This is a genomic window from Rhodococcus sp. JVH1 (assembly GCF_000280725.2).
Lineage (GTDB): Bacteria > Actinomycetota > Actinomycetes > Mycobacteriales > Mycobacteriaceae > Rhodococcus_F > Rhodococcus_F jostii_A.
Window position 1 is genome coordinate 6342344 of sequence record NZ_CP166289.1, and the last position, 12154, is coordinate 6354497.

Here is a 12154-nt window from a genome sequence, read left to right on the forward strand (position 1 = left end):
ACCAAACGTACCGAGGATCAGAGGTGCGCGAGCAGTGAGGCGGGATCGTGCAGCATCGCCGCCACGGACGACAGGAACCTCGACCCCTGCTCGCCGTCGACCACCCGGTGATCGAACGACACGCTCAGGGTGGTGACCCACCGCACCGCGAGTTCGTCCTCGTGCACCCACGGTCGCCTGGTGACGCTGCCCAGGCAGAGGATGGCCGATTCGCCGGGGTTGAGAATCGGCGTGCCCGCGTCGACACCGAACACTCCGACGTTGGTGATCGACACCGTGCCGCCGGTCAGCTGCGCGGGTTCGGCTCTGCCGCTGCGCGCGGTAGCAGTCAGTTCGGTGATCGCGCGGCACAGTTCGAGCAGGCTCAGCGACTGCGCCTCCTTGATGTTCGGGACCACCAGACCGCGGGGCGTGGCCGCGGCGATACCGAGATTGACGTAGTGCTTGGTGACGATCTCCTGGTTCTCCTCGTCCCACGAGGCGTTGAGACTCGGGTTCTCGCGCAGCGCGACGATCATCGCCTTCGCGACCAGGCTTAGCGGTGTCACCGACAGTCCCTCGAAGTCGGGGAGGCCTCGCAGTCGTTCGAGCAGTTCCACCGACCGGGTCACGTCGACGGTCACGAATTCGGTGACGTGCGGGGCGGTGAACGCGCTGCGGACCATTGCCGCCGCGGTCTGCTTCCGGACGCTGCGGATCGGGGTGCGGGTCTCGCGCTCCGACTGCTCCGACGGTTCCGGCGGCTCCGGTGTCGACGGCACGGACTGCCCGGCCGAACCCGCGTGGGATTCGACGTCGTTCCGGGTGACGGCGCCGGACGGCCCCGTCCCCGCGACGACGGCGAGGTCGACCCCGAGTTCACGGGCGGTCGCCCGGGCCGCCGGCGACGCGTCGGGGCGCCGACGGTCCGGACCGGACGTGCCGGTCTCCGGAGCGGTCACCAGCCTCCGCCGAGCCCGTTTGCTCTCGGCGGCGGCCTCGGGCCCGTACCCCACCAGAACGGGCGTGCGCGCGGGAGGTTCCTCGGTGGCCGCATTCGTCGCAACCCGGATGATCGGCGTCCCGACCGGCACCGTCGCGCCCGCCGGAACCAGCAGTTCCTCTACGACACCCGCGTACGGCGAAGGCAACTCGACGAGCGCCTTCGCTGTCTCGACTTCTCCGATCACCTGATTGAGTTCGATCGTCTGGCCCACCTCGACGGCCCAGGAGACCAGCTCGGCCTCCGTCAGCCCCTCACCGAGATCGGGTAGGCGGAATTCCTGCGCCAACGGACGGCTCCTCTCCTCCGATGAGTGCGATCAGGCCGCGAGGCTGCGGTCGACCGCGTCGAGCAGGCGGTCGGCGTCCGGCAGATGGTGCAGTTCCAGCTTCGCCGGGGGATACGGAACGTCGAATCCGCCGACCCTCAAGACGGGCGCGTCCAGTTGGTAGAAGCACCGCTCGGAGATGCGGGCGGCGATCTCCGCGCCCAGGCCGAGGAACGTCGACGCCTCGTGCGCGACGACGAGTCTTCCGGTCTTGCGAACCGACTCCTCGATGGTGTCGAAGTCGATCGGCGAGAGGGAGCGCAGGTCGATCACCTCGAGCGAGTGCCCCTCGTCGGCGGCGATGGACGCGGCCGACAGGGCCGTCGGCACGACGGAGCCGTACGCGACGATGGTGGCGTCCGTGCCCTCTCTGGCCACCCGGGCCCGGTGCAGTGGCAGGTCCGGTTCGGCGTCCACGTCGAACTCGGCCTTGTCCCAGTACCGCCGCTTCGGTTCGAAGAACACCACCGGATCGTCCGCCGCGACGGACTGCTGAATCATGTGGAACGCGTCCGCCGGGTTGCTGGGTGTGACGACGCGCAGTCCTGCGGTGTGTGCGAAGTACGCCTCCGGCGACTCCGAATGGTGCTCGACCGCGCCGATGCCGCCGCCGTACGGGATCCGGATCGTGAGGGGCGCGGTGACCCGGCCCTGCGTGCGGTAGTGAATCTTGGCCACCTGGGACACGATCTGGTCGAACGCGGGGTAGACGAAGCCGTCGAACTGGATCTCGCAGACGGGCCGGTAACCGCGCAGGGCCATGCCGAACGCGGCGCCGATGATTCCGGATTCGGCGAGTGGGGTGTCGATGACCCGGTTGTCGCCGAAATCCTTCTGCAGGGTGTCGGTGACGCGGAAGACCCCGCCGAGGCGTCCGACGTCCTCACCCATGATCACGACCTTGCGGTCGTGTTCGAGGGCGCGCCGGAGGCCTGCGTTGAGTGCGGCGCCGAGCGACAGTGTGGTGGTGGTCATGACAGTGCCTCCTCGATGCCTGCGAAGCCCGCGAGGTACGCGGCGTACTGCTCGCGTTCCTCGTCGATGAGTGGGTGGTCGGCGGAATACACGTGCTCGAACAAGTCGAGCGGCTCCGGATCGGGAGCACCGATGGTCCCGGACCGCAGTCGCGCCGCGACGTCGTCGGCGGTGGCCTGCACCCCGGCGAGGAACGTGTCGTCGAGCAGGCCCTCCCGGTCGAGGAGGCGCCTCATCCGGTCGATCGGGTCGCGGGCCTTCCAGACCTCGGTCTCGGCTGCCGCCCGATACCGGGTGGGATCGTCCGATGTGGTGTGGGGGCCCATCCGGTACGTGACGGCCTCGATGAACGTCGGCCCACTGCCTTCGCGCGCCCGCTGAGTGGCCTGGCGGGTGACCGCGAGGACCGCGAGAACGTCGTTGCCGTCCACTCGGAGGGCGGGCATGCCGTAACCGGCGGCGCGCTGCGCGATGGGGACGGGACTCTGCAGGTGGACCGGTTCGCTGATCGCGAACTGGTTGTTCTGGCAGAAGAATACGACCGGCGCGTTGAAGCTCATCGAGAAGCCGAGGGCCTCGGCGAGGTCGCCCTGACTGGTGGCGCCGTCGCCGAAATAGGCGATCGTCGCGATCTCCGCGCCGTCCAGATGGGCGCCCATGGCGTACCCGGTGGCGTGCAGCCCCTGGGAGCCGACGACGATCGCGGGATTCGTCACGTTCACGGAACTCGGATCCCACGCGGAATGGGCGCATCCCCGCCACATGCGGGTCATCACCCCCGGGTCCACGCCCCGGCAGTAGGCGACGGCGTGTTCGCGGTAGCTGATGAACGCGTAGTCGTCGGATCGGAGGGCGCGGGCGGAGCCGACCTGTGCGGCTTCCTGCCCGAGCATGGGGGCCCAGAGTCCCAGTTCGCCCTGGCGTTGCAGGGCGACGGCTTCGACATCCATCCGACGCGCGACCACGAGGTCCTCGTAGAAGCCGCGCAGTTGGTCGGGTCCGATGTCGCGGACCAGGCTCGTGTAGTCGGGTCTGAAGACCCGTCGGCCGTCCGGCTGGATGAGCTGGACCGGATAGGCAATCTTGTCGACCATCGGGGTCACCTCGCGTTGTCGAGTCCGTGAACCTTGTGGGTTCGTAGGAGACGGGTACTGCGGTAGGGCAAGGGTGTGTCCTACTTCACAGCATCCACGAGAATGCGAAGTGCGCAAGTGGCACCGCCGGCTCCGGGCAGAATGCCCAGTTTCAGGGGGCGTTGAGGTGTCATGCTGCGTCCAATGACCAATTCGGACACAGCCGACGCCAGGTTGTTGCTGCAAGGGTCGGAGAACCCCGGATCACCCCGCGAACACGAACCCGATCGAGGCGAGGACGGCCAGCACCGCGAGGTACACCGCGGGCATCGCGACGGCCCGGGTGTCGGGGTTGCCGTAGTCGCCGTGCCGGACGTGGAAGGCGATTGCGCACAAGAGGAGAATCAGCAGCGCCACCGCCGCGATCACTCCCAGTGGAGTCCAGTAGAGGCCGACGAGAACGCCGACACCCCCGGCGAGTTCCGCCACGCCGATCAGCCGCACCTGCTGTCCGCTCAGGCCCCGGGATTGCAACCCCGTCCACGCGGTTCCCTTCAGCCTCAGCTTGGGAATGCTCACGGCGACGGCACTCACGGCGAGGAGCACGCCGCACACGATGAGGAAAACTTCCACGTCGGTCCCTCCAGTTCCGGCCGAATCGGCCTCACTGTTGCCACCCTAGGGCCGCGACCTGCGGTGCGGACCGGTTCCCTCCGCATCGGGCTTCCGAGCGGTTAGCATCGAGCGCGTGAATGCTGTGGGGCTGAACGAAGATGCCGTTTCTGCGTGGATTGCCGGACTCGGCGTGGGAGCGATCGCGCCGCTGAGCTTCGAGAGGATCGGGAACGGTCAGTCGAATCTCACGTACGCGGTCAGCGACGCGGGTGGTGGTCGGTGGGTGCTGCGGCGGCCACCGCTCGGACATCTGCTCGCGTCGGCGCACGACGTGGTCCGCGAACATCGGATTCTGTCCTCTCTGCAGGGATCCGACGTTCCGGTGCCGAAGATCCTCGGGCTCACCGACGATCCGGAGGTCACGGACGCGCCGCTCGTGCTGATGAGTTACGTCGCGGGGGTGGTGATCGACAGTGTCGGCGTGGCGAAGAAGCTGACACCCGAACAGCGGAATGCCGTCGGATTGGCGATGCCGAAGGCTCTCGCGAAGATTCATGCGGTCGATCTCGGAGATGCCGGGCTGGAGGATCTGGCCAGTCACAAGCCGTACGCGGCAAGGCAGTTGAAGCGCTGGACGGATCAGTGGGAGAAGTCCCGTACCCGCGAGGTCCCGGCAATCGAGGACCTGGCGGGCATCCTCGAGCGCAACATGCCGGAGCAGACCGAACTGTCGTTGGTGCACGGTGATTTTCACCTCAGCAACGTCATCACCTCGCCCGAGGAAGGTGAGGTGGTCGCGGTGGTCGACTGGGAACTGTGCACGCTGGGCGACCCCCTCGCCGACGTCGGCGCATTGCTGGCCTACTGGCCCGAAGCGGGCGACGAGGACGCCGGACCGTTCCCGGCCTCCACCCTGGAGGGATTCCCCACCCGGGCCGACCTCGTGGAGGCCTACGTTCACCACACGAAACGCGATGTCACGCATGTCGGGTACTGGCACGTGCTGGCGTTGTGGAAGCTGGCGATCATCGCCGAGGGCGTCCTGCGCCGGGTGATCGACGACCCCCGGAACAAGGCCGAGACCGGTGCGCCCACGGTCGCGCTGATCGACGGCATCATCGCCCGGGCGGTCGCCACGGCGGAGGCCGAGGGACTGCGCTGAACCGCCTGGTCGTGCCGGACGTTCAGACGGCGTCCGGCACCACCAGAAGGGTTGCAGCGCTCCGGATTTCGTCGGGAATCGGCACGGGTCTCCGGGTCTTCGCGTCCACGTACACGTGCACGAAACGGCCGAGAGCCGCGAGTTCGAGTGCGTCGTCGTTCTCGCGGAAGATCGCGAGCGCATACACGATGCTCCGGGTGCCCAGCTTCTCGACGGACAACCCCACCTGCAGACGGTCCGGGAACGTCAACTCGCTGACGTACTTGCAGGACGTCTCGGCGACCACGCCGATGGCGGGCAGATCGCGGATGTCGGTGCCCGTCGTCGCGATCAGCCAGCCGTTGACGGCCGTGTCGAAGTACGAGTAGTACGTGACGTTGTTGACGTGCCCGTAGTGGTCGTTGTCTTCCCAACGGGTCGGCACCGGCCACAGGGCGGGGAAGTCGGCGGCGGTCGGCAGCGCGGGGGCGTCGTCGTGTTTCACCGTGCCGACCCTAATGCCACGGATCCCCCGGACCACGCGTCGGGCAGAATCGCGTCCTATGTCTGTGCCCGACAGCGATGTGCGTTCACCCGATTCCGCCGCCCAGCCGATCAGCGCCGGAATCGTCACCGCCCTGGTGGGCTTCACCAGTTCGTTCGCGGTCGTCCTCACGGGATTGACGGCGGTGGGAGCGAACTCCGCCCAGGCCGCGTCGGGACTGCTGGCGTTGTGTGTGACGCAGGCGCTGGGCATGCTGTGGATGTCGCGGCACTACCGTATGCCGATCACGCTGGCGTGGTCGACGCCGGGCGCCGCTCTCCTCGCCGGTGCGGGGACGGTGAGCGGCGGCTGGCCGGCTGCGGTCGGGGCGTTCGTCGTCGTGGGGGCGGCGGTGATCCTCACCGGGCTGTGGCCGCGGCTGGGACGGCTCATCGCGGCCATCCCCTCGGCGTTGGCGCAGGCGATGCTCGCGGGGGTGCTGCTGCCGCTGTGCCTGGCGCCGGTGCTGGCGCTGCGTGACGCTCCGCTGGCCGTCGCGCCCGTGGTTCTCGTGTGGCTGGTTCTGCAGCGGTACTCGCCGAGGTGGGCGGTGCCGGCCGCGTTCGCGGCTGCCGCAGGGGTGATCGCGGTCGGTCTCGCCTCCGGCAGCGACGGACTCGACACCAGCGCGCTCCTGCCGAGACTCGACGTCACCGCACCGGCCTGGACGTGGCAGGCGATGATCGGGATCGCGATCCCGCTGTACATCGTGACGATGGCATCCCAGAACATCCCCGGGACCGCCGTCATGAATTCGTTCGGCTACCGGGTGCCGTGGCGGCCGGCCATGCTGGTGACCGGAGTCGGGACCCTGGTGGGCGCGCCCGCGGGCGGACACGCCATCAACCTCGCCGCCATCAGCGCCGCCCTCGCCGCCGCGCCGTCCGCACACCCCGATCCCAAAAAGCGCTGGGTTGCGGCCTTCACGGCAGGCTGGGCCTACCTGGTGCTCGCCGCCTGTTCCGCCGCGGTGGCCACGCTCATCGCCGCGGCACCCGAGGGCGTCGTGGAGGCGGTCGCCGGTCTCGCGCTCCTCGGCACCCTCGGCGGGGCACTGGCCTCCGCCCTCGACGACGTCCGCGAACGGGAAGGCGCCGTCGTCACCTTCCTGATCGCCGCGTCGGGGGTGAGCATCCTCGGCATCGGGTCCGCGTTCTGGGCGCTGGTCGCCGGACTGATCGTCCGGGTCGCGGTGAGCTCGCGGCGATAATGGGGTGATGACCACCATCGAGGTAGTGCAGGGTGACATCACGACGGTCGAGGTCGACGCCATCGTCAACGCCGCCAACTCCGGACTGCTCGGGGGTGGCGGCGTGGACGGCGCCATCCACCGGTCCGGTGGCCCTGAGATCCTGGCCGAATGCAGGCATCTGCGGGCCACCACACTGCAGGACGGACTCCCGGCGGGGCAGGCCGTCGCGACGACGGCGGGCCGGTTGCCGGCTCGATGGGTGATCCACACGGTCGGCCCCGTGTACTCCGCGTCGGACGATCGGTCGGCCACCCTGCGCAGCGCCTACACCAGCAGCCTGGCGGTGGCCTCCGATCTCGGCGCACAGTCCGTTGCGTTCCCGCTGATCTCGTCCGGGGTGTACGGCTGGCCCGCGGACGACGCCGTCCGGCAGGCGGTTGGTGCCGTCCGTGAGTCGGACGCCGGAATTCCCCGGGTGCTGTTCGTGGCGTTCGACGCACGGATGGCGTCCCTGCTGCGGGGTGAGGTGGGGTGACGGCGCTGGTTCGGATCTGCGCACGGGGGTAACCGGAGGCGACCGGACTGGATCTTCCCCACGCGGAGGCGGTGGACCGCACTGAACACCGATTTCGTGTATCTCACGGCAGGACTGGCTCTTCTGCTGGCCGCCACCGTTCCACGCCTGTTCCAGGACCGTGCCGTCTCGGCGCCGCTGATCGTCCTGGCGGTCGGGGCGGGCGGCGGCCTGCTGCTCGGCGAGTCGGGCACGGACACATTGTCGCCGGCACTGCATCCGGCCGTGACGGAGCACCTGAGTGAAACCTGCGTCATCGTCGCCCTGATGGGTGTGGGACTGGCGATCGACAGGCCTCTGGGCTGGCGGACGTGGAATTCGACGTGGCGTCTGCTGCTGATCGCGATGCCTCTCGGAATCGCCGCTGTCGCGCTGCTCGGCTGGTGGGTGGCGGCACTGACTCCCGCCGTCGCGATCCTGCTCGGGGCGGTCCTCGCGCCCACCGACCCGGTTCTGGCGTCCGACGTGCAGGTCGAAGGTCCCACCTCGGGCGGCGAGTCCCATCGGGAGGACGACGAGGTCCGGTTCGCGCTCACCTCGGAGGCCGGGCTCAACGACGCTCTCGCCTTCCCGTTCGTGTATCTGGCACTGTTCATGATCGGCAAGGGGCCGATCGAGCAGTGGATCGTGCAGTGGGTGGCCTGGGAGCTGATCGGTAAGGTCGTCATCGGCGCGGCTCTGGGGTGGATTGCCGGTGATCTGTTCGGCCGCGCGGTCTTCCGCTTCCCGATCACCCACATGCGCCTCGCCGAACGCAGCGAACCCATCTTCGCGCTCGCCGCCACGTTCGCCGTGTACGGACTCACCGAACTGGCCGGGGGATACGGCTTTCTCGCCGTCTTCGCCTGCGCCGTCGCGATCCGTCGGACGGAGCGGGCCCACGACTACCACGCCGAGATGCACAGCCTGATCGAGCAACTCGAACACGTGCTCACCCTCGCCGTCCTGCTCCTGCTGGGGGTGGCACTCACCTCCGGTCTGCTGACCGGACTGACGTGGGGCGGGGTTCTCGTCGCGGCAGCCCTCGTGTTCGTCATCCGGCCGGTGGTGGGATGGCTTTCACTGCTGGGCTGCGAGGAGATGTCCGGTCCCGAGCGCCGGGTCACCGCCTTCTTCGGGGTTCGCGGAATCGGGTCGATCTACTATCTCGCCTACGCCGCTGCGGAAGCCGGCGTGGACGACGAGAAATGGTTGTGGTCGACGGTGGCCTTTACCGTCGTCCTCTCCGTTCTCGTCCACGGGGTGAGTGCGACACGGGTGATGCGCCTGCTCGATCTTCGCCGGGAGGGCGGTGCAGTCGCGGACCGGTAGCGTCGCGACTGCACCGCTCGACCGGGGGGTGGCCTGTTCCGCCTGTTTACTCATTGCGCACGGCGGAGGTGCGCGCCGTGTCTGCCGGGTGCTCCGAGTCCTCGGCTGGGTGGACGAGGACGGGCGGTGCCGCCGAGACCACCGAGGGTGTGGGCCGGTTGCCGGCCTTGATCTCGTTGAACAGGATGTTCAGCAGCACCGCGACGATGCTGGCGGCGCTGATGCCCGAGTCGAAGACGATGTGCACCCACTCCGGGAAGGCCGAGTAGAACTCGGGCACGGCGATCGGAATGACCCCGAATCCGAGGGCCACCGCGACGATGACCAGGTTGAGGTTGCCGTCGTACGACACCTTGGACAGTGTCCGGATTCCGCTCGCGGCCACCGAACCGAAGAGGACGATCCCCGCACCGCCGAGGACCGGCAGTGGCACGGACGCCACCAGTCGCCCCAGGACGGGGAACAGCCCGAGAGCGAACAGAACCGAACCTCCGGCCGCGACAACGTATCTGCTCTTGATCCCCGTGATCGCGACCAGCCCGACGTTCTGAGCGAACGCGCTGGCCGGGAACGTGCCGAACACCGGTGCCACGGTGGTGGCGAGCATGTCGGCGCGGAGACCGTCGCCGACCCGGCGGGCATCGACCCTCGTTCCCACGATTTCGCCGACCGCCAGGATGTCCGCCGTCGTCTCGGTCATGATCACGAGGATCACCACGGTCATCGAGATGATCGCGCCGATCTGGAACAGCGGAGTGCCGAACGAGAACACCTGCGGCAGTTCGAAGATCGCGCCCTTCCCGACGGCACCGAAGTCGGCCTTGCCGATCAGCGCGGCGAACAGGGTTCCCACGACGATGCCGATCAGGATCGACAGCCGCGACAGGGTTCCCTGTACCAGCCGGCTCACCAGCAGCACGACGAACAGGCTGAATCCGGCGAGCCCGATATTGGACATCGAACCCCAGTCCGGCGCCTTGGCGTTGCCGCCCATCGCCCAGCGCACCGCGACCGGAAGGAGGGAGATGCCGATGACCGTGATGATCGATCCGGTGACGACGGGCGGGAAGTAGCGCACGATCCTGCAGAAGAACGGGCTGATCAACAGTCCGATCGCGCCGGCGACCATGATGGCTCCGAACACCGAGCGCAGTCCACCCGGACCGCTGGCCACCGCCACCATCGTGGACACCGAGGCAAAGGAAATGCCCTGCACCAGGGGAAGTTTTGCCCCGAAATACGGAACGCCGAGGGTCTGCAGCAGTGTGGCCGCACCGCTGACGAGCAATGCCGCCGACACGAGCAGGCCGATCTCGACGCCGGTCAGCCCGGCGGCGCCGCCGACGATCAGGGGAGGCGCGATCACGCCGCCGTACATCGTCAGGATGTGCTGCAACCCGTAGACGTACGACTTTCCGAGCGGCAAACGCTCGTCCTCGGGTCCGGGAGTTCCGGCAACCCGGTGTCCGATCCGCTTCATCGCCGCGCTCCTAGCAGAATCCGGGAACGGAATCCCAGGCGCGGCCGGCGTCGGGAGGTCCTCGCGCTCGACGGTCGCCTCGATCAACCCGTAGGGGCGGTCGGCCGCGAAGAACACCTCGCCGGGGTTGTCGAGTCCGAACGGTTCCAGGTCGACGAGGAAGTGGTGTTTGTTCGGCATCGAGAACTTCACCTCGGCGATCTCGGGGTGCGCCTCGAGTACCGCCGAACCCATCTGGAACAGGGACTGCTGCAGCGCGAGCGAATGCGTCGTGGCGAAGGCCTCCAGCATGATTGCCCGCACGTTCTCGAAGGTCTTGTCGAAGTCGACGTCGGTGGTGAGGTAACGCCACCGGGCGCTCACCGACGTGGCGAGGATCCGGTCGGACGTCTCCTGCAGCGTGGTGTACTCGTCCTTCGGGTAGCCCCGGAACTCCGAGCCCGTCGACTTCAACACCACCATGTTGCTGAGACCGGACACGATCCACGTCCGATCGCCGTCCATGGTGACCACGGTGTTTCGCCGTTCGTCGCTCGATCGGACGAAGGAATGGTCGTGGCCCTCGCCGTCGACCGGGATCCGCGCCCACGAGTACTGCTCGATCTCCCACCGGCCGCCGGTGATCCACTCGAATTCCCCTGTGAAGTGCTGTCCGAGCCGCATGGCGAACGTCTCGATCGAGCCGACGCCGTCGCGGGCGAACGCGTACACCGTGTTCTTCTGGGTGTCCGTGGCCACGACGTGCGCGTTGTCGCCTTCGGTGTGCACCGCGTCGAGGTCGCCGCGCAGTTGCGACGTCACGGTGACGTCTTCGATCTCGTGTCGCTTCGTGTCCCGGGTGATCTTGACCAACCGGACTTCTGCCTTGCCGTACTGGTTCTGGCCGAGCACGATCTTGCTCATGATTAGCTCCCTCGGTAGGTCGAGTATGCGAACGGGCTGAGAAGCACTGGTACGTGGTAGTGCTGTTCGCTGTCGGTCAGCGCGAACGTGATGGTGATGTCGGGGTAGAACGCCGGACGTCCCTTCACTGCGAAATAGCGTCCGGTGTCGAAGACGATCCGGTAGGTGCCCGGCTCGAGTCGGGCGGGGCCCAGGGTTGTGACGCGTCCGTCGTCGTCGGTGACGGCCTCGGCCACGGTGATCCAGTCGGACTGTCGCTGGACCGTCAGCGTGACCGGCACCTCCCGCGCGGGCATGCCTTCGGCCGCGTCCAGTACGTGGGTGGTGACCTGGCTGATCTCGCTCATGCGTCCAGCATCCCGGCGAGCCGACGTGCGGCGATGTCGCGCAGTTCCTCTGCGACAACGGCTAATTCGCTGTCCTCGTCGTTGAGGAGCCGGCGGTCGAGTGCGGTGAGGATGTCGGACGTGCTGCGGCCGGCGGCGCGGACGAGGAAGACCCGGCCGAACTTGTCCTCGTAGGCGCGGTTGCCGTCGATGAGCCGTTTCTGCGCCGCTGCGTCGGACGAATCGACATTCGACTGTTCCGAGCGTGCCAGGTGCGCCTGGGCGTGGTCGCCTCCCGGGGGTTCACCGATTCGGGGATGGTGCGCGAGGGCTTGCTCGATCTCCCCCGCGGAGAGCGGGCCGGCGCCCGTCCTGGCCGCGGTGAGGAGTGAGGCACGATCGGTGTACGGCCGGGCGGACACGAGTTCGTCTGCCCACCGGGGAATATCCAGGCAGATCCGCGCCAGTTCCGTTGCCTCGGACTGTGAAGCCTCGTTGAATCGTTGGAGTCCTGCATCGAGATCCATGCGACCCTTCTTCCACAATGCGAAATAATGATTCCGTATAGAGAAGCGTGACAGGGGTCACAATTCATGTCAAGACCCAAAATTGAATTGATCCAGATTCGGATGCGAGTGCGGTCCGCGGCGTGCCGAAATCAGAACCGGCGAAAGCCGTTGTAGCACAACAGTGCGCGAGCGCGGTCGCGC

The 12154-nt window shown here is 67.8% G+C and carries 12 protein-coding genes and 1 pseudogene; 4 read left to right on the plus strand and 9 right to left on the minus strand.

From position 1 onward, the window contains the following. Positions 1–17 precede the first annotated feature (17 nt). From JVH1_RS29445 to JVH1_RS29460, 4 genes are all read right to left on the minus strand, one after another. Positions 18–1271 (minus strand): dihydrolipoamide acetyltransferase family protein, encoded by a 1254-nt coding sequence (locus JVH1_RS29445; RefSeq protein ID WP_009474262.1) that lies wholly within the window; start codon positions 1269–1271, stop codon positions 18–20. Positions 1272–1301: 30 nt separating this feature from the next. Next, a complete protein-coding gene (locus tag JVH1_RS29450; RefSeq protein ID WP_009474261.1) occupies positions 1302–2285 on the minus strand; it encodes an alpha-ketoacid dehydrogenase subunit beta in 984 nt (327 codons plus the stop codon). Beyond that, positions 2282–3379 carry a pyruvate dehydrogenase (acetyl-transferring) E1 component subunit alpha gene (gene pdhA, locus JVH1_RS29455; protein ID WP_009474260.1) on the minus strand — a complete coding sequence of 366 codons (1098 nt, stop codon included), beginning with the start codon at positions 3377–3379 and terminating at the stop codon, positions 2282–2284. Before pdhA ends, JVH1_RS29450 begins: the two co-directional genes overlap by 4 nt. A 243-nt stretch (positions 3380–3622) precedes the next feature. Continuing rightward, on the minus strand, positions 3623–3991 hold the full coding sequence (locus JVH1_RS29460) for a DoxX family protein (RefSeq protein WP_009474259.1): 369 nt from the start codon (positions 3989–3991) through the stop codon (positions 3623–3625). A gap of 115 nt (positions 3992–4106) precedes the next feature. Here JVH1_RS29460 and JVH1_RS29465 point away from each other — a divergent pair, with 115 nt between their 5' ends. Continuing rightward, entirely contained in the window at positions 4107–5135 is a 1029-nt protein-coding gene (locus JVH1_RS29465; RefSeq protein ID WP_037197187.1) for a phosphotransferase family protein, read from the plus strand. A 22-nt stretch (positions 5136–5157) separates the two neighbouring features. On the opposite strand, the gene JVH1_RS29470 is transcribed toward JVH1_RS29465, so the two are convergent. Continuing rightward, a complete protein-coding gene (locus JVH1_RS29470) occupies positions 5158–5619 on the minus strand; it encodes a thioesterase family protein (RefSeq protein WP_009474257.1) in 462 nt (153 codons plus the stop codon). Positions 5620–5677: 58 nt separating this feature from the next. Between JVH1_RS29470 and JVH1_RS29475 the strand changes: the two genes are divergently transcribed. The 3 genes from JVH1_RS29475 to JVH1_RS29485 all read left to right on the plus strand — a co-directional run bounded on the left by JVH1_RS29475 (position 5678) and on the right by JVH1_RS29485 (position 8735). Continuing rightward, positions 5678–6868, plus strand: coding sequence for a benzoate/H(+) symporter BenE family transporter (locus JVH1_RS29475; protein WP_085998399.1), 1191 nt, complete (start codon positions 5678–5680; stop codon positions 6866–6868). A 7-nt stretch (positions 6869–6875) separates the two neighbouring features. After that, positions 6876–7385, plus strand: a complete 510-nt coding sequence (locus JVH1_RS29480) for an O-acetyl-ADP-ribose deacetylase (RefSeq protein WP_043778561.1) — start codon at positions 6876–6878, stop codon at positions 7383–7385. 96 nt (positions 7386–7481) lie between these two features. Then, positions 7482–8735 (plus strand): sodium:proton antiporter, encoded by a 1254-nt coding sequence (locus JVH1_RS29485; protein WP_009474254.1) that lies wholly within the window; start codon positions 7482–7484, stop codon positions 8733–8735. A gap of 46 nt (positions 8736–8781) precedes the next feature. Here JVH1_RS29485 and JVH1_RS29490 read toward each other — a convergent pair whose 3' ends face one another. The 4 genes and pseudogenes from JVH1_RS29490 to uraD all read right to left on the minus strand — a co-directional run bounded on the left by JVH1_RS29490 (position 8782) and on the right by uraD (position 11971). Further along, entirely contained in the window at positions 8782–10215 is a 1434-nt protein-coding gene (locus JVH1_RS29490; RefSeq protein ID WP_043778559.1) for a nucleobase:cation symporter-2 family protein, read from the minus strand. 10 nt (positions 10216–10225) lie between these two features. Further along, a pseudogene (pucL, locus tag JVH1_RS29495) lies at positions 10226–11118 on the minus strand (factor-independent urate hydroxylase). A gap of 2 nt (positions 11119–11120) precedes the next feature. Then, on the minus strand, positions 11121–11465 hold the full coding sequence (gene uraH, locus JVH1_RS29500) for a hydroxyisourate hydrolase (protein ID WP_009474252.1): 345 nt from the start codon (positions 11463–11465) through the stop codon (positions 11121–11123). Next, the gene (gene uraD, locus JVH1_RS29505) at positions 11462–11971 is read right to left on the minus strand and encodes a 2-oxo-4-hydroxy-4-carboxy-5-ureidoimidazoline decarboxylase (protein ID WP_009474251.1); all 510 of its coding nucleotides are present in this window, start codon (positions 11969–11971) and stop codon (positions 11462–11464) included. The genes uraH and uraD overlap by 4 nt, the downstream gene beginning before the upstream one ends. Positions 11972–12154 lie beyond the last annotated feature (183 nt).

Bases quoted from the DNA above. Each gene is read 5' to 3' on its own strand.
- JVH1_RS29480 (WP_043778561.1), top strand. From the start codon at position 6,876: ATGACCACCATCGAGGTAGTGCAGGGTGACATCACGACGGTCGAGGTC.
- JVH1_RS29475 (WP_085998399.1), top strand. From the start codon at position 5,678: ATGTCTGTGCCCGACAGCGATGTGCGTTCACCCGATTCCGCCGCCCAG.
- JVH1_RS29490 (WP_043778559.1), bottom strand. From the start codon at position 10,215: ATGAAGCGGATCGGACACCGGGTTGCCGGAACTCCCGGACCCGAGGAC.
- JVH1_RS29450 (WP_009474261.1), bottom strand. From the start codon at position 2,285: ATGACCACCACCACACTGTCGCTCGGCGCCGCACTCAACGCAGGCCTC.
- uraD (WP_009474251.1), bottom strand. From the start codon at position 11,971: ATGGATCTCGATGCAGGACTCCAACGATTCAACGAGGCTTCACAGTCC.
- pdhA (WP_009474260.1), bottom strand. From the start codon at position 3,379: ATGGTCGACAAGATTGCCTATCCGGTCCAGCTCATCCAGCCGGACGGC.
- uraH (WP_009474252.1), bottom strand. From the start codon at position 11,465: ATGAGCGAGATCAGCCAGGTCACCACCCACGTACTGGACGCGGCCGAA.